Below are 17612 nucleotides of genomic sequence, written 5' to 3' on the forward strand. Positions count from 1 at the left end.
GAAAAAGGAAGCTTGTGTTGACTAATAGATACGCAGTTGTTGTGGAATCAGGATCTGACTTGCCTGACAGAGAGATTCTGGTAAGTCGGGCATGGGGCGACGTTCCCGTCTCCTACATCCAGGATCAAGAGTCGTTTAACGACTGCAGTTTCCTCGATTTAAAAGTCAATAAATGGGAACTCAACAAGAAATGGAGCGCTAAGCAGAACAGCGAACTCTGGATAAGAATTGAAAAGCTTAAAGGGGTTGCGCTCGATGACTTTCTGTATAGAGACGGCTCTCTTTGGCCTGTCGATATGGCAGAAAAAACGCTCATTATTATTGAGTTGGACGAGGGCGGGAGTGCGCTGGACCATTGTCTGCTGCTGCGCTTGGTGTCAGTTTTTCTGGGGCAGTTCAGAGTCTACAGATGGTCTGACGGCATCGAAGAAGTGAGTGAGGAAATTGCCGCTTCCTTACCCGCTCAACAGACTGTTCTAGAGCGATTGATCAGATGTGAACAGGCTTCCAGCGGCAAGTAACGTAAAGAATTTGGTTATAGAGGGAATGTGAATGGATCTGAGGAAACTCCGCCTTTGCCCAGCCCCGAGGGTTAAAGAGTGATCACTGAAGATATAAAAATTTTCGAAGAGATTTTCCAACTGGTTGAAGCCGGCATAATCCATGGTTATGACGCGTTCCGATATGGTGTGGAGTTTGGAGAGGGCTACATAGAAACGGAATTGGCCGTCGAGAAAGACGGAATTGAGGACTGGAACGCCGAAACCGATATAAACGGGGCGATAATTCTTCGTCTGGTCGATCAGTTGCAGGCAAACGCAGTCAAACGCGGTGAACCATGGAAGGCGTTTGTTCTCTCTTATCGCGAAGGCGAACAAGTGAAAACGAAATTCAAGTATTGATCCGGGGACGTCGCATTTCCGCGTTCCGGGAAACGAACGGGTGGCTCTGGCCGCCTGTCGTTTGTCTGAGCGGCGCAGCAAGACAGGCCCAGAGTGATGCCTGTTTATCCAGCCCGAGGGGGAGTTTCTTCCTGCCCTTCGGCAAGCGAGCGTCAAGATCGTTGCAAGTCCGACCTGCCAATACATCCCTCAAGTGTTCGTTGAGGGATCGTGCGTTCACTTCGGATAAAGCGGCGGCAACCCGCTATCACCCACCGGATCCTGCACCCGTTCCGCCGCGGGAATCGTGCGGATCGCCCGCCACAAATCCTCACCCTGCCAGTGCTGCCCCGTCTCGCTGTACAGCGCACCATTCAACCCATCCAGCGCATCCGACAACGGCACAAACCGCGCTGCCATGTCCGCCAGTGTCTCCGGCTGCTGACGCGCCCACGCATCCAGTGCCTGCCGCGTCGCCTGCGGATCATTCGCCTGGCTCGCACGCTTGATGTCATCCATCAGCGTGCGTGGGCTCGGGCCGGTTTGTGCGGCACGATGCACCGCCGGTTGCCAGCGTGCGCGCCACCACAGGCCGAAGCCGAGGAGGGTGGTGCAGGCGAGGATCAGGGTGCTGAGTTTCCACCACCACAACACGTCGTTATCGACGGCGCTCACTTGCAGGTTGCCGGCCGGGGTGTCGACTTGCAGGCTCGGGTTGTTGGCCACTTGCAGGGTGCGCGCGGGCAGGCTGCTGTGTTCCAGATGGTCTTCGAAGGTGTTCCACCAAACCACGTCCACCGTCGGCAATTCGATGGCGCCGCTGCGGCTCGGCACCAAGGCTTCGCGTTCTTCACGGCTGCCGACAATGCCGCGGTCAGTGCTCTGGTTGCTCAGCACCGGTTGATCGGGGTAGCGGCGCAGGCCGTTGACGTCGGTGGCGGGCAGCGCTGGCAGTTGTGAGCTGGCCAAGCCTTCGACTTTCAGGGTCAGGCTGCGCGTCATCGAATCGCCAACCTGAGTGTGTTCCGGTTCCGGGTTCCAGCTTTCGCTGAGACTTAGGCTGCGCGCGGGCAGCCATGGTGCGTCGACCGGATAAGTCAGGGGTTTGGGTTTCACCGTCAGGGGGATTTCGGCGGAACTGACGCGCATCAGCTTGCCCGGCTTCGGCCCTTGCGCATTGGCATCCTGTGACGGCTGCGTATCGACCAGTGTGGCGCTGAAGGTCTGCGGCGCAATGGTCAGCAAACCGCTGTGTTGCGGGTAGATCGCATAGCGCATTTCGATCACGCCATGGCGCACGCCGTTGAGGTCTTTTTCGTAGGTGCGCGTGTCGCCGAGTTGCTCGATGCGCGCATCGGCGATTTGCAGCGGCGTCAGGCTGCTGTCGTCGTACAGCGAAACGGAATGGTAGATGCGCAGGGTCAGGATCGCCTGCGCCTGCACATAGACGCTGGACTGATCGAGACTGGCTTCGATGAACACCGGGTCAAGGCTGTTCTTGTTCTCGCGGGTATCGCTTTCGACCACTTGCACGGTGATCGGCTGGCTCTGCGTGTCGCCCAGTTGCAGCGGCGGGATCACCACGCTGCCGTTCTCTTTGGGCAGCAGGGTGATGATCCAGCGCGTGGTCGCGCGGTTGTCACCATTGAGGGTGTTGAGCTGGTTGACCTGGCGCGTGCCGCGCACTTCGAACAACGCTTCGAGCGCGGTCAGGTCGGGTTTGCCGAACTGGGTTACGTCACTGGTTTCGAGGGTGAGTTCGACCGTCTCGCCGGAGTTCAGGCGACTGCGATCCACGCTGGCCGTCAGCTCGGCCGCCTGGGCGGTGGCCGTGCAGAGCAGCAGGGGCAGCAAGAGAGCGGTGAAGCGGGTCATCGAGTGTTTTCCTGATCCTGATGTTGTTGCTGTTCGTACCAGAATTTGCGTCTCAGCAGTTCGCCCGGGTCATCCGGGATCTTGCCCAGCCATTGTTCCAGTGCCTGACGTTGCTCGCCTTCGAGGTTGTCCTCGCTCGGGCGCAGCGTTGGCACGGTGTCCGTTTGTTCTTCCTCGGCGCTGCCTGGCACTTCGTTTGGACCTGGCTGCGGCGGCGTGGTCGGTGGCGGTTCACTGGCCGATTCGCTCGGTTGCGCTTCGCTCTGGGTTTCACTTTTTACCGCCGGTGGCGGCGTGGTCGCGGGCGCTGGTTCGTCGCCCGGCAGACTTTGCTGCTCGCTTGGCTTGGTGTCCGGCTCGGCGGGCGGGGGGGCGTTTTTCTGCTTGAGCAGATTTTCCACCAGCGCCTTGTTGGTCTGCGCCGGACGTAAATCCGGTTGCTGTTCCAGTGCCTGCTCATAGGCGTCGATCGCCGCTTCCAGCTCACCGCTTTTCGCTAGCGCGTTGCCACGATTGTAGTGGGCGCGGGCATCGCTGCCTTCGGCGAAACGCTGGGCGGCGCCACTGTAGTCGCCGGCTTCGTACAACGCCACCCCTTGCCATTGGTGATCGTCAAAATGCTGCGCGGCTTCGGCCGGGCGCTTCTGTTTGAGCAAGTGCAGGCCCTGTTGATCGGGGCGCAGCCACAAATCCTCAAAGTCAAAAGCGTAGCTCGGCTGTGGCAGGCAAAACAGCAAAGGCAGGCAGAACAACCAGCCGCGACGCCCGGCACACGCCGCGAGCAGCAACAGCGGCAACAGCAGCCAGTAACCCTGATCGGCCCAGGTATCGAGGCGCACGGTCTGGCCGTCGTCGCGCAGGCTGCGTGGGCCGTTGAGCAGGCCGAGCGCGCCGAGATCAGCCTCGTCGAGACGGGCAGGGTGGTATTCGCCGCCGACACTGTTGAGGAACGCACTCAAGGCCGGGCTGTCGAGCTGCGGCACGCGGATCGCGCCTTGTTCGTCCTTGAGGAAACTGCCGTCCTCTTGAGCGATTGGCGCACCTTCGGCAGTGCCGACGCCGAGCATCAACAATTGTGCCGACTGTCCGCTGAGTGCGCGGCGAATGCCTTGGCGTTCTTCTTCGTTCAATGACGAACCAATCAGCAGAATTCGCCCCTGACCGAGCGCGCCCTGTTTCAGCAGGGCCAGCGCTTTGCTCACGGCCAGATCGGCGCGATGACCGCTTTCCGGCATCAACGAAGGCTTCAGGGCATCGAGCAAATTGCGGCTGGTCGCGAGGTCATCCGACAGCGGCACCAGCGTGTGCGCGCTGCCGGCGTAGACGACGATCGCGGTCTGCGCATCGCTGCGCGCCTGCAACAGGTCGAACAGCTTGCGCCGCGCCTGTTCCAGTCGTGTCGGCGGCGAGTCGGTGGCGAGCATTTCCGGGGTCAGTTCCAGCACCACCACCAACGGGTCGGCGGGTTTCTGGCTGGTCTGTTCGACGCGCTCCCAACTCGGCCCGAGCAGCGCCAGAATGGTCAGCAACCACGCCACGCCGAGGGCAATCCACGGCAGTTTGCTGTCGCGACCATTGCCGCCGCTGAGCAGGGTGGCATGAAACGCCGGCGGCAGAATCATCTGCCAGCGCCCGGCGCGTTTCTGCCGGTGCCAGAGTTGCCAGATCAGCCAGCCCAGCAGCGGCAGCAACAGCAACCACCACGGACGGAACCAGTGCGGCCAGAGCGCGATCATCGGCGCCTCCGCAGACGCAGGCGCTTGAGACGCTCGCGCCAGTCAGGCAACGGACTTTGCAGATACAGCTCCTTGGTAAACAGGCGTTGCAACGGGTTGTCCGGCCACAATTCACGGGTGACCAGCGACAGGCTCAACCACAGCGCCAACGCCAGGGGCCAGTGATACAAGGCTTGCGCCGGGCGCGCCTGGGTTGGTTGCTGGGTCACGGGTTCGAGCTGGTCGAGGGTGTCTTTGATCGCTTGCAACTCTTTGCCGTCGTGGGCGCGGAAATACTGGCCGCCGGTGACTTCGGCGATGGCTTTGAGCGCCGGCTCGTCGAGGTCCAGGCTCGGATTGACCCCGAGCAGGCCGGTCGAACCGCTGTCCTCAGGATTGGCGCCAATGCCGATCGGATAAATCTTCACACCTTCTCTGGCAGCCAGTTTTGCCGCCGTCAGTGGATCGATTTCGCCACCGTTGTTGGCGCCGTCAGTGACCAGAATCAGCACGCGACTTTGCGCCGGACGCAGGCGCAGGCGTTTCAGTGCCAGACCGATGGCATCGCCGATGGCGGTGTTCTTACCGGCAATGCCGATCCGCGCTTCGTCGAGCCAGACGCGCACGGTGTGGCGATCAAAGGTCAGCGGCGCTTGCAGATAGGCCTGACTGCCGAACAGGATCAGGCCGACACGGTCGCCATCGCGGCTTTCGAGGAAATCACCGAGCAGATGCTGCACCAGCGTCAGGCGACTGACTTCTTCGTCCTGCCACTGCATATCCGGGAAATCCATCGAGCCGGACACATCCACCGCGACCAGCAAATCCCGTCCGCTGGCAGCGATCGGCAGTGGTTCGCCGAGCCATTGCGGACGGGCGGCGGCGCTCAGCAGCAACAGCCACAGCAACATGAATGGCGCCTGTTGACGCCACGCTGGCAGATTGGCGCGAGCGCGGCGGCGGGCGAGGCCTTCCAGATCAGCGAGGAAGCTCACTTTCAGGGCTGGCTCGCCACTGTCGGCCACCGGCAGCACGAGGCGCATCAGCCACGGCAGCGGCACTAGCACAAAAATCCACGGCCAGGCGAACTCAAACATGTTTGCGAATCCACGTGTCGACCGCTTGGGTCAGGCCGGCGATGGCTTTGTCGTCGAGTTTGCATTCTGGTTTGTACGCGCCTTCGACCAACACCATCCAGCGCGTCAGGCCGGCGGCCGGGCAACGGTTATCGAGGAACGCCAGCCATTTACGCCCGTTGAGAGTATGGCTCTGGCTGTAGGGGTAGTGGTTGCGGCACAGGCGTTTGAGCAGGCCGTTGAGTTGCTGCAGCCAGGCACCGGCCGGGGCGCCGTCGTAAGGTTTGGGCATTTGTGCGAGTTCGGCGAGGGCGGCGATGCGCACCGGGTCGAGCGGCTGTTCAGCACGGACGATCGGGCGCTTCTTCAGCGGAATGAAACGGCGCAGGCGCCACACGGCAAAACCCAGCAGCGGCAACAGCAGAAGCAGCAGCCACCAACCCGGTGCCGGCGGCCAGAAGGCGATCGGTGGCGGCGAGATCAGTGGTTGCAGTTGTTCGAGGCCGTTCATCGACCTTTCCCCGGACGCTGCGGATTGAGGAATTCGCGCATCTGCTCGACCATTTCGCTTTGCGTGCTTAGCGGCATCAGCAATACCCGCAGCTTCTGCGCGAGCAATTCCCAGCGCGCGATGCGCGCTTCGGCCTGGGCGCGATAGGTCTGGCGCAGGTCGAAGTTCAACGTGTCGAGCTCCAGTTGTGCACCGCGTTGCGCGAACCGCAAAAGCCCGGCGGCGGGCAGGGCGTGATCGAGCGGATCGGACAACGGCAGCATCAACAGATCGCAATGCCGCGACAACAGACTCAGCTGCTGTTCGGCGCTGTCGGACAACGCACGCTCGTCGCAGATGACAATCACCAGACTGCCCGGGCGCAGCACTTCACGGGCACGGCGCAAGGCCACGCCGAAGGCATCGCGATCCGGCTCACGCTCGCTGTGCAGTGACTGGTTGACCTTGACCAAACGGTTGAGCAATTGCAGCAGGCTTTGTTTGCTGCGCCGTGGCTTGATTTCGTAGTGCTCGTTGTCGCCGAAGACCAGCCCGCCGACGCGGTCGTTATGGCCGAGCGCGGCCCAACCGATCAACGCCGCGACTTGTGCCGCGAGCACCGATTTGAACATCAGCCCGGAACCGAAAAACAGCCGCGTGCTTTGCTCGACCATGATGAAAATCGGCCGTTCGCGTTCTTCATGGAACAGCTTGGTGTGCGGCTCCTGAGTGCGCGCCGTCACGCGCCAGTCGATGGTGCGCACATCGTCGCCGGCCTGATAGACCCGCACCTGATCGAAGTCGACGCCGCGACCACGGAATTTCGAGTGATGCAGGCCGATCAGCGGGCTGCGCTGGCTCGGCGTGGAAAACAGCTGCACCTCGCGCACGCGGTGGCGCATCTCGATCAGCTCGGCGAGGCTGACGCGGATGCCCGGTTCGGACGGCAGGGGGGCGTTCATGGGGGTCAAGCGACGGCTACGACGTCGAGAATCCGCTGCACCACCCGATCCTGATCGATGCCGGCGGCTTCGGCTTCAAACGACAGAATGATGCGGTGACGCAACACATCGAACAGCACGGCCTGAATGTCTTCCGGGCTGACGAAATCGCGACCTGCCAGCCAGGCGTGGGCGCGGGCACAACGGTCGAGGGCAATCGAGCCGCGCGGGCTGGCGCCGTAGGCGATCCACTCGGCCATTTCCGGGTCGAACTTGGCCGGGTTGCGCGTGGCCATGACCAGTTGCACGAGGTATTCCTCCACGGCGTCGGCCATGTACAGACCGAGGATCTCCTTGCGCGCGGCGAAAATCGCCTGCTGGCTCACACGGCGCTCGGGCTTGGTCTCACCGTTCAGCGCTTCGCCACGGGCCTGCTGCAGAATGCGGCGTTCGACGGCAGCGTCCGGGAAACCGATTTTCACGTGCATCAGGAAACGGTCGAGCTGCGCTTCCGGCAGCGGGTAAGTGCCTTCCTGCTCGATCGGGTTCTGCGTGGCCATCACCAGAAACAACGGCGACAACTCATAGGTGCTACGACCGACACTGACCTGACGCTCGGCCATGGCTTCGAGCAGCGCCGATTGCACCTTGGCCGGGGCGCGGTTGATTTCGTCCGCCAGCACCAGGTTGTGGAAGATCGGCCCTTGCTGGAACACGAAACTGCCGGTTTCCGGGCGATAGATCTCGGTGCCGGTGATGTCGGCCGGCAGCAGGTCCGGGGTGAACTGGATGCGATGGAACTGGGCTTCGATGCCCTCGGCGAGTTCTTTGATCGCTTTGGTCTTGGCCAGACCCGGAGCGCCCTCGACCAGCATGTGGCCGTCGGCGAGCAGGGCGATGAGCAAACGCTCGATGAGTTTTTCCTGGCCGAGAATCTGCGTTGAAAGAAAGGTTCGCAGCGCCAGTAGCGCTTCACGATGTTCCATCGATGACTGTTCCTGGAAAGGGGTGGCCACCGGCGTTCGGATAACGCCGGGGCTGGGGGCGTTACTTTAATCCATCGCGGGGGGTGGCGACTAACGGCATTTTGCGCAAAGTGCGGGAAATGACTGGGGGATTTGTTGGATTTTTGTAGTGCCGGGGAGGGGTAGTGTTCTTTCGGGCCTCTTCGCGAGCAGGCTCGCTCCCACATTTTGAGCGGCGTACATCCGTCAATGTGGGAGCGAGCCTGCTCGCGAAGGGGCCAGCCCAGACACCATCAAACCTCGTTGATGAAGGTGCCAGTCCCATCAAGGATATTGGTCAAGGTCTCGACAACCTCATCCATATCCACCATATCCGGGTTAAAGCTGATCTCCAGCACATCATCCCCGTTCAACGCATCGGCATCCGCCGCCGCGATCTCGATCTTCAGCAGATTCGAAGTCAGCGTGACTTTCACGCCATCTAGAGTCGAAGGCTCGCCATCCAGCGTAATCTCCAGCTCATCCTCGTCCGGATAGCGGCTCATCAGGAACATGTCGCCCTTGTCGCTGTGGCAGCAGAGCATGGCCATGTTGTCTTCTTCGTCATCGCACGGGTTGACGATGAGTAGGGCGGTGTTCATTTGCATGGTCAATTCCTGCCTCGAGGGACGTGTTGGTCGCTAATGGGCGCGATTCTGCCAGTCCTCGGGAATTTCTGCATGTGAGAGTGTCAGAGGATGTGTCGTGAACGCGACGTGGGTCAATGGTCATTTCTGGCACGCATGTACCGTAAAAACGGGCATTCAGACCAGCGTTTTGCGCCACGAGTGCTAGTGTTTACCGATGCCAAACCCTCGGTTTACGTGCCAATGACCGAATATGTCGCAGCACCGCAAGCAGACACATTGTCGCACCCTTTAAGCTGCGCAACGGATGAGCACCCGTAAAGGCATTGTCGGCACCTCTGGCAGTCGCTTTTGCAGATGCCCATTCAATGGAAGGTGAATGTGACCTGAGTGTCCCGTCCAGCTTCACCCACCTGTCCCCCTGTTTCCTCTGCCCGAGAATCAGGAACAGGGCGACACAAGCCCCGAAAGGGGTGTTGCACGCGACGCTTTCCATCAATAACAAGCTTAAGCGGAGTACCACAGATGGCGTTCTTCACCGCAGCCAGCAAAGCCGACTTCCAGCACCAACTGCAAGCGGCACTGGCGCAGCACATCAGTGAACAGGCACTGCCACAAGTGGCGCTGTTCGCTGAACAATTCTTCGGCATCATTTCCCTGGACGAGCTGACTCAACGTCGCCTCTCCGACCTCGCTGGCTGTACTCTTTCTGCGTGGCGCCTGCTTGAGCGCTTCGATCACGCGCAACCGCAAGTGCGCGTCTACAACCCTGATTACGAGCGTCATGGCTGGCAGTCGACCCACACCGCGGTCGAAGTCCTGCACCATGACCTGCCATTTCTGGTCGACTCGGTTCGCACCGAGCTGAACCGTCGCGGCTACAGCATCCACACCCTGCAAACCACCGTGCTCAGCGTGCGTCGTGGCAGCAAGGGCGAGTTGCTGGAAATCCTGCCGAAGGGCAGCACCGGCGAAGGCGTTCTGCACGAATCGCTGATGTACCTGGAAATCGACCGCTGCGCCAACGCGGCCGAACTGAATGTGCTGAGCAAAGAGCTGGAACAGGTTCTCGGTGAAGTCCGCGTTGCGGTCGCCGATTTCGAGCCGATGAAAGCCAAGGTGCAGGAAATCCTCACCAAACTCGACAACAGCGCGTTTGCCGTCGATACCGACGAAAAGAACGAAATCAAGAGCTTCCTGGAATGGCTGGTGGGCAACCACTTCACCTTCCTCGGCTACGAAGAATTCGTGGTCACCGATCAGGCCGATGGCGGCCATATCGAGTACGACCAGAACTCCTTCCTCGGCCTGACCAAACTGCTGCGCACCGGCCTGACCTACGAAGACCTGCGCATCGAAGACTACGCCGTTGCCTACCTGCGCGAACCGACCCTGCTGTCGTTTGCCAAGGCTGCGCACCCGAGCCGCGTGCACCGTCCGGCGTACCCGGACTACGTGTCGATCCGTGAAATCGACGCTGACGGCAAAGTCATCAAGGAACACCGCTTCATGGGCCTGTACACCTCCTCGGTGTATGGCGAGAGCGTGCGGGTCATCCCGTTCATCCGCCGCAAGGTCGAAGAAATCGAAACGCGCTCCGGCTTCCAGTCCAAGGCTCACCTGGGCAAGGAACTGGCGCAGGTCCTCGAAGTGCTGCCGCGTGACGACCTGTTCCAGACCCCGGTCGACGAACTGTTCACCACCGTGATGTCGATCGTGCAGATCCAGGAACGCAACAAGATCCGCGTGTTCCTGCGCAAAGACCCGTACGGTCGTTTCTGCTACTGCCTGGCCTACGTGCCGCGCGACATCTACTCCACCGAAGTTCGCCAGAAGATCCAGCAAGTATTGATGGAGCGTCTGAAGGCTTCCGACTGCGAATTCTGGACGTTCTTCTCCGAGTCGGTACTGGCGCGCGTGCAGTTGATCCTGCGTGTCGACCCGAAAAACCGTCTCGACATCGACCCGGTGCTGCTGGAAAAAGAAGTCGTGCAAGCCTGCCGCAGCTGGCAGGACGACTACGCCGCACTGACCGTCGAAAGCTTCGGCGAAGCCCACGGCACCAACGTGCTGGCCGACTTCCCGAAAGGCTTCCCGGCCGGCTACCGCGAGCGTTTCGCAGCGCATTCGGCCGTGGTCGACATGCAGCACCTGCTGAGCCTCAACGAAAAAAATCCGCTGGTGATGAGCTTCTATCAGCCGCTCGGTCAGGTCTCCGGCCAGCGCGAGCTGCATTGCAAGCTGTACCACGCCGACACCCCGCTGGCGCTGTCCGACGTACTGCCGATTCTGGAAAACCTCGGTCTGCGCGTGCTGGGTGAATTCCCGTACCGTCTGCGTCACACCAATGGCCGCGAGTTCTGGATCCACGACTTCGCGTTCACTGCCGCTGAAGGCCTGGACCTCGACATCCAGCAACTCAACGACACCCTGCAGGACGCCTTCGTCCACATCGTTCGCGGCGACGCCGAAAACGATGCGTTCAACCGTCTGGTACTGACCGCCGGCCTGCCATGGCGAGACGTTGCGCTGCTGCGTGCTTACGCGCGTTACCTGAAGCAGATTCGTCTGGGCTTCGATCTGGGTTACATCGCCAGCACCCTGAACAACCACACCGACATCGCTCGCGAGCTGACCCGGTTGTTCAAGACCCGCTTCTATCTGGCGCGCAAACTCAGCGACGACGATCTGGAAGACAAGCAACTGCGTCTGGAACAAGCGATTCTGACCGCACTGGACGATGTTCAGGTGCTGAACGAAGACCGCATCCTGCGTCGTTACCTCGACCTGATCAAAGCCACCCTGCGCACCAACTTCTACCAGACTGACGCCAACGGCCAGAACAAGTCGTACTTCAGCTTCAAGTTTAATCCGCACGCGATCCCTGAACTGCCGAAGCCAGTGCCGAAGTTCGAAATCTTCGTTTACTCGCCACGCGTTGAAGGCGTGCACCTGCGCTTCGGTAACGTTGCCCGTGGTGGTCTGCGCTGGTCCGACCGTGAAGAAGACTTCCGTACCGAAGTCCTCGGCCTGGTAAAAGCCCAGCAAGTGAAGAACTCGGTCATCGTGCCAGTGGGTGCGAAGGGCGGCTTCCTGCCGCGTCGCCTGCCTCTGGGCGGCAGCCGTGACGAGATCGCGGCCGAGGGCATCGCCTGCTACCGCATCTTCATTTCCGGTCTGTTGGACATCACCGACAACCTGAAAGACGGCGCGCTGGTACCGCCATTGAACGTGGTTCGCCACGACGATGACGACCCGTACCTGGTGGTCGCAGCGGACAAGGGCACTGCAACCTTCTCCGACATCGCCAACGGCATCGCTATCGACTACGGCTTCTGGCTGGGTGACGCGTTTGCGTCCGGTGGTTCGGCCGGTTACGACCACAAGAAAATGGGCATTACCGCCAAAGGCGCGTGGGTTGGCGTACAACGTCACTTCCGCGAGCGCGGCATCAATGTTCAGGAAGACAGCATCACTGTGGTCGGCGTCGGCGACATGGCCGGTGACGTGTTCGGTAACGGCCTGTTGATGTCCGACAAGCTGCAACTGGTCGCGGCCTTCAACCACATGCACATCTTCATCGACCCGAACCCGAACCCGGCGACCAGCTTCGTCGAGCGTCAGCGCATGTTCGACCTGCCGCGTTCGGCCTGGACCGACTACGACACCAGCATCATGTCCGAAGGTGGCGGTATCTTCTCGCGCAGCGCGAAGAGCATCGCGATCTCCCCGCAGATGCAGGAACGCTTCGACATCAAGGCTGACAAGCTGACCCCGACCGAACTGCTGAACGCCTTGCTCAAGGCGCCGGTGGATCTGCTGTGGAACGGCGGTATCGGTACTTACGTCAAGGCCAGCACCGAGAGCCACGCCGATGTCGGCGACAAGGCCAACGACGCACTGCGCGTGAACGGCAACGAGCTGCGCTGCAAAGTCGTGGGCGAGGGCGGTAACCTCGGCATGACCCAACTGGGTCGTGTGGAATTCGGTCTGAATGGCGGCGGCTCCAACACCGACTTCATCGACAACGCCGGTGGTGTGGACTGCTCCGACCACGAAGTGAACATCAAGATCCTGCTGAACGAAGTGGTTCAGGCCGGTGACATGACCGACAAGCAACGCAACCAGTTGCTGGCGAGCATGACCGACGAAGTCGGCAATCTGGTGCTGGGCAACAACTACAAGCAGACTCAGGCCCTGTCCCTGGCGGCACGTCGTGCGTATGCGCGCATCGCTGAGTACAAGCGTCTGATGGGCGATCTGGAAGGCCGTGGCAAGCTGGACCGTGCCATCGAGTTCCTGCCGACCGAAGAGCAACTGGCCGAGCGCATTGCTGAAGGCCACGGCCTGACCCGTCCTGAGCTGTCGGTGCTGATCTCCTACAGCAAGATCGACCTCAAAGAGCAGCTGTTGGGCTCGCTGGTGCCGGACGACGATTACCTGACCCGCGACATGGAAACGGCGTTCCCGCCGACCCTGGTCAGCAAGTTCTCCGAAGCCATGCGTCGTCACCGCCTGAAGCGCGAGATCGTCAGCACCCAGATCGCCAACGATCTGGTCAACCACATGGGCATCACCTTCGTTCAACGACTCAAAGAGTCGACCGGCATGAGCCCGGCGAACGTCGCTGGCGCTTATGTGATCGTGCGCGACATCTTCCACCTCCCGCACTGGTTCCGTCAGATCGAAGCGCTGGACTACCAAGTCAGCGCTGACGTTCAGCTGGAGCTGATGGACGAGCTGATGCGTCTGGGCCGTCGCGCTACGCGCTGGTTCCTGCGTGCCCGTCGCAACGAGCAGAACGCTGCCCGTGACGTCGCGCATTTCGGTCCGCACCTGAAAGAGCTGGGCCTGAAACTCGACGAACTGCTGAGCGGCGAAATCCGTGAAAACTGGCAGGCGCGTTATCAGGCGTACGTCGAAGCCGGTGTGCCGGAACTGCTGGCGCGTATGGTTGCGGGTACCTCGCACCTGTACACGCTGCTGCCGATCATCGAAGCGTCCGACGTGACTGGCCAGAACCCTGCCGAAGTGGCCAAGGCTTACTTCGCCGTGGGCAGTGCGCTGGACATCACCTGGTACCTGCAACAGATCAGCGCTCTGCCGGTTGAAAACAACTGGCAGGCTCTGGCCCGTGAAGCGTTCCGTGATGACGTCGACTGGCAGCAACGGGCGATCACCATCTCCGTCCTGCAACAGGGCGACGGCACACTGGATGTGGAAGCACGTCTGGCGCTGTGGATGGAACAGCACGAAAGCATGATCTCGCGCTGGCGCGCCATGCTGGTGGAAATCCGTGCTGCGAGCGGCACGGACTACGCCATGTATGCCGTGGCCAACCGTGAACTGCTGGACCTGGCGTTGAGTGGGCAAGCGGTCGTGCCTGCGGCTGCTGCGAATGCCGAGCTTGAATTGGCGTAAGTAGTGGTTGAATGAAAAAGCCCCGCTCTCGGAAGAGGCGGGGCTTTTTCATTGTTCTTATTTACACCAGTTCCGAACAACGAAAGGCGAAACCGCGTACGCCATCGGCATGAGGCAAGGAAGCGCCAGCCCCGATAATCTGATCATTTTGGGTGGCTATGGATACGCCTAAGTCGAGAACGTCAGTTAGATTAATGGTCAAAAAACCTTTATCTGCAAAATGGGTGTCTTGAACACCGTCCAGGTCGAACTTGGCCATGATCGTTTTTGAGTCCTCCTCTCCTAAGGTGTCGGCGATAACCATAATGTGCTTACCCTGACGCAGGGTGCCTTGATGCCATTGAATACCCAGCGGCGCCCGTGGATATGCGGTAATCAATGGCTCGCCTTGATTAAAGGAAGAGACCAATGCGCCTTTGTTGTCGATACAAAACAATAGGCCACTTTGAATCCCGTCTGACGACGTGCTACCAATACCCAGGATATTGCCGTCAGGTAATTCTATAAGTTGACTTGTACCGCCACTATGCTGATCAGTTTCAATCACAACGAAGCCTTTGTTTCCGAACTCTTTAATGATCTCGCCCTGTGCATTGAAGCGAGCAATCATCGGCATCATTTTGCCTTCCACAGCAGTGTTTCCACCAACGACAAACGATCCATCCTGGAGCCTTATCAGTGAGTTAGCCGTTGTGTAATTAGCAAGGTACTGGACAGCGACATAGCCTTTTTCATGAAAATCCATGTCCAGCGAACCGTTCTTTTCCAGCCTGATTAATAAACCGATATTGTCGCTGAAGCTATATAGATGATTGCTGATAATCATCAGCTTGCCGTCTGGCAACTCAATGGAGTGCCCACCTTCGCGGGACGTCGATGCGTCTTTATTGGCGATCTCTTCTTTGGACAATCGGTAGGCGGGTGTCGAGATCGGATCAACGATCAGTACCCCATCGTTTCCAAATGCCTTGACGGGCATTCCTTTATCGTCAAAAAGAGCCAAACCACGCAGCAATGGGGACGAAGGATCGTACTCGAACCACCCTTCAAGCAGTATTGTCTTGTCTTTGAGTACGCGAACACCCCTGCCCGTTGATAGATCGCCGACTGCGAACTCACCAATGACACTTCCTTGATCACCGAAATCGGGATCTTGTCGACCATCAGTCTTCAGGCGCACGATTGAGAAACGTTTTCCAGCTCTGCCTGCGATCAACAGTTTGTTGTCCGGCGCGACGGTGATGCCCCACACAAATCCATTGGTGCCATCCGGATATTTTAACCAACTCACGCCTGATTCATCAGATCCGAAAGTCGGGTCGAGAGCTTCCACGTTGGCGCTATTGATAATGTTAGACATTGCCTGCTCCTCAAACCTGTGGTTTCTGCATACGCCGATAACCGACCTGGGATCGAGAGATCAATACAGTCAGATTATTGGAAGCCAATTTGGCGAGACGGTCTACTGTCAGGGTTGACAGTAGACAGATGAGGATATGTGTGAAGTTCGAGGGCGCGGTATCTCGCCTTTGCTGCCAATGCCGAGTTTTACTCGGCTTGGGCAGTGGTTGAACGAGGAAGCTCCGGTGTCGTGAGATGCCGGGGCTGTTTTATGTCTGAGGGGGTTGTGCTGGCAGTTCCGGCGCCATCGCGAGCAGGCTCGCTCCCACAGGGGAATGCATTTCAAATGTGGGAGCGAGCCTGCTCGCGAAAGGGCCCTTACATTCAATACAACTTCTGACCGTGTTGACTATTCAGCATTGACACTTTATTCGCAGGCATCGCGACTAAATTGCTGAGCGACTGGTCAAACTTCTGCAGCGCCCGAACTTGCACATCCTGCTGCTGATTAATATCCGCCACTATCTCTTCCGAACCCTTGAAGTCCGCCCACACTGGCGTCAACTCCCGCGCATCCGAACCTTTCGCCGTGCCGATATAGTTCAACTGCGCATCATAAAAGTCGGCACTGACATCGGCTTTGATATCGGAACTGCGCGAGGTGATCAACTGGCTGTGGGTGTCGACGATTGCGACTACATCCGGTCTGGCCGCGCGCAGGCTTTGCATGTCCGGATACACCGTCACCGAGCCAAACTGGCGTTGCAGCGAGGCATTGACCCATTCCACCGCCATGTCCGGTTTCGAGCTGGCGACGTAGGCGTCATGGATCGGCTGCACCAGCAGGCTCTGGCCGAAACCGGTGCCGGCGTTGGCCTGATAGTCGCGCAGGTATTCGCGGTTGGTCTGGGTGCTTGGGCTGTAGACCACGCCGAGCGATACGCCGGGACCGCTTTTTACCTGGGTGGCGCTGCTGCGGCCGGTGGGATGGGGGAGCAGGGTGTCCAGTGAGGAAACGGCTTGAGGCGCGGTGGGTACCGAACAGGCTGACAGAGCTAAAACCGATATCGCCAGTACACTGGTGAGCGCAAGTTTCATGGTGTTTCTCCCGTGAAACAACAGACGGAAAGTTTGCAATGCCGTCGGCGACGACAGTTGATTCAGACTAAACCCGCCAAGCTGACAATTTGCTGTAATAAAAGCAGAGCAATAGTTTTATTGGCTTTAACCCGTAACCGCTAATTGCGCCGCGAAATAAAAAGGTGCCAATCGTCGATTTGCGCCTGTTTATTTATGGCTGGTTAAACAGCCATCAGTTTTTCAGCGGGATCAACACTTCTTCATCCGGAGCCAGGACCATGAACACCAGCAACTTGGCAGGCTTGGTCTGGCTGGCGTTTTTCGAGACCAAATGTTCGGAACCAGCAGGTTCGTACCAGAACTGACCCTTGTTGTAGGTGATCGGTTGTTCACCTTTGACCTGGGAAATCACTTCGCCTTCGAGCACGTAGGCCATGGCGGTGCCGTCGTGTTTATGGGCGATAGAGGACTGATCGGGTTTGTAATCGACCTCGATCATCATGGCTTTTTTGCCGGGGGCGTTTTTCAGCATCTGGTCTTGGAGGACGGTGACTTTTTCCGAGGGATCGTGGGCGAAGGCGGCCGAGGTGCAAAGGCTCAAGGCGAGGGCGGCGGCGAAGAAGGGCAGGGCTTTCATGGCGGGTTACCTGTGAGGATTGGGGTGTTGCTGATCACAGTAGTCCGCAGGGCGGGGCATTCAAACGGCCAATATTCGGGAAGATTGGGTGACCAATTGGCGGTGTTTCAGAAAGGTTGTCGGTGCGGCTGAATACGCCTTCGCGAGCAGGCTCGCTCCCACAGGGTTCAGCGTCGTTCGATAATTAATGTACGACACAAAAACCTGTGGGAGCGAGCTTGCTCGCGAAGGCGTCAGATCAGACGATAGGGAAGCTATTGAAGTCGACGCTATTGGCCAACCGACTATCGATCAGGTCAATAAACCCCTGCGCCTCGGGCCGGTTGAAATGCGCCTGCATCGCCGCTTCCGATTGCCAGCGGGCACTGACCGTCCAGCGGTGGCTGTCCTCGGGGCAGCGGTCGACCAGGTAGGAATCGCAGCCCGGCGTTTCGCGCAGGGTTTCGACGATCTTCTGCAGTTGCCTGCCCAGTTCATCCGAGCGGCCGGCCGCAGCCTGCACCTGGACTGTATTGATCACTTCGTTGGACATTGCTCACACTCCTGAATCAGGCCGGACGAATC

General features: G+C 59.4%; 14 protein-coding genes. 3 read left to right on the forward strand and 11 right to left on the reverse strand.

From position 1 onward, the window contains the following. Positions 1-59: 59 nt before the first annotated feature. The gene (locus tag CCX46_RS12650) at positions 60-521 is read left to right on the forward strand and encodes a hypothetical protein (protein ID WP_238704396.1); all 462 of its coding nucleotides are present in this window, start codon (positions 60-62) and stop codon (positions 519-521) included. A gap of 78 nt (positions 522-599) precedes the next feature. Beyond that, positions 600-902 (forward strand): hypothetical protein, encoded by a 303-nt coding sequence (locus CCX46_RS12655; protein ID WP_127926933.1) that lies wholly within the window; start codon positions 600-602, stop codon positions 900-902. Between the two features lie 216 nt (positions 903-1118). Here CCX46_RS12655 and CCX46_RS12660 read toward each other — a convergent pair whose 3' ends face one another. The 7 genes from CCX46_RS12660 to CCX46_RS12690 all read right to left on the reverse strand — a co-directional run bounded on the left by CCX46_RS12660 (position 1119) and on the right by CCX46_RS12690 (position 8590). Continuing rightward, positions 1119-2756, reverse strand: coding sequence for a BatD family protein (locus tag CCX46_RS12660; RefSeq protein WP_127926935.1), 1638 nt, complete (start codon positions 2754-2756; stop codon positions 1119-1121). Beyond that, on the reverse strand, positions 2753-4492 hold the full coding sequence (locus tag CCX46_RS12665) for a tetratricopeptide repeat protein (RefSeq protein ID WP_127926937.1): 1740 nt from the start codon (positions 4490-4492) through the stop codon (positions 2753-2755). The genes CCX46_RS12660 and CCX46_RS12665 overlap by 4 nt, the downstream gene beginning before the upstream one ends. Next, positions 4489-5568, reverse strand: coding sequence for a vWA domain-containing protein (locus tag CCX46_RS12670; RefSeq protein WP_127926939.1), 1080 nt, complete (start codon positions 5566-5568; stop codon positions 4489-4491). The genes CCX46_RS12665 and CCX46_RS12670 overlap by 4 nt, the downstream gene beginning before the upstream one ends. Then, positions 5561-6058, reverse strand: a complete 498-nt coding sequence (locus CCX46_RS12675) for a DUF4381 domain-containing protein (protein WP_034155614.1) — start codon at positions 6056-6058, stop codon at positions 5561-5563. Before CCX46_RS12675 ends, CCX46_RS12670 begins: the two co-directional genes overlap by 8 nt. After that, positions 6055-6999, reverse strand: coding sequence for a DUF58 domain-containing protein (locus tag CCX46_RS12680; protein WP_127926941.1), 945 nt, complete (start codon positions 6997-6999; stop codon positions 6055-6057). The genes CCX46_RS12675 and CCX46_RS12680 overlap by 4 nt, the downstream gene beginning before the upstream one ends. Positions 7000-7004: 5 nt before the next feature. Next, positions 7005-7964 (reverse strand): AAA family ATPase, encoded by a 960-nt coding sequence (locus CCX46_RS12685; protein WP_007913915.1) that lies wholly within the window; start codon positions 7962-7964, stop codon positions 7005-7007. 272 nt (positions 7965-8236) lie between these two features. Then, complete coding sequence (locus tag CCX46_RS12690; RefSeq protein WP_127926943.1) at positions 8237-8590, reverse strand: hypothetical protein; 354 nt, start codon at positions 8588-8590, stop codon at positions 8237-8239. A 504-nt stretch (positions 8591-9094) separates the two neighbouring features. Between CCX46_RS12690 and CCX46_RS12695 the strand changes: the two genes are divergently transcribed. After that, on the forward strand, positions 9095-13990 hold the full coding sequence (locus CCX46_RS12695) for an NAD-glutamate dehydrogenase (RefSeq protein ID WP_127926945.1): 4896 nt from the start codon (positions 9095-9097) through the stop codon (positions 13988-13990). A 61-nt stretch (positions 13991-14051) separates the two neighbouring features. Here the strand turns inward: CCX46_RS12695 and CCX46_RS12700 are convergent, their stop codons facing one another. From CCX46_RS12700 to CCX46_RS12715, 4 genes are all read right to left on the reverse strand, one after another. Then, entirely contained in the window at positions 14052-15350 is a 1299-nt protein-coding gene (locus CCX46_RS12700; RefSeq protein WP_127926947.1) for a hypothetical protein, read from the reverse strand. A gap of 365 nt (positions 15351-15715) precedes the next feature. Beyond that, entirely contained in the window at positions 15716-16429 is a 714-nt protein-coding gene (locus tag CCX46_RS12705; protein ID WP_127926949.1) for an ATPase, read from the reverse strand. Between the two features lie 214 nt (positions 16430-16643). Beyond that, positions 16644-17048: a cupin domain-containing protein gene (locus CCX46_RS12710; protein WP_127926951.1), complete on the reverse strand. Its 405-nt coding sequence runs from the start codon at positions 17046-17048 to the stop codon at positions 16644-16646. Positions 17049-17286: 238 nt separating this feature from the next. Beyond that, positions 17287-17580: a putative quinol monooxygenase gene (locus tag CCX46_RS12715; protein ID WP_016984406.1), complete on the reverse strand. Its 294-nt coding sequence runs from the start codon at positions 17578-17580 to the stop codon at positions 17287-17289. Between the last annotated feature and the right edge of the window lie 32 nt (positions 17581-17612).

Source organism: Pseudomonas sp. RU47 (assembly GCF_004011755.1).
Lineage (GTDB): Bacteria > Pseudomonadota > Gammaproteobacteria > Pseudomonadales > Pseudomonadaceae > Aquipseudomonas.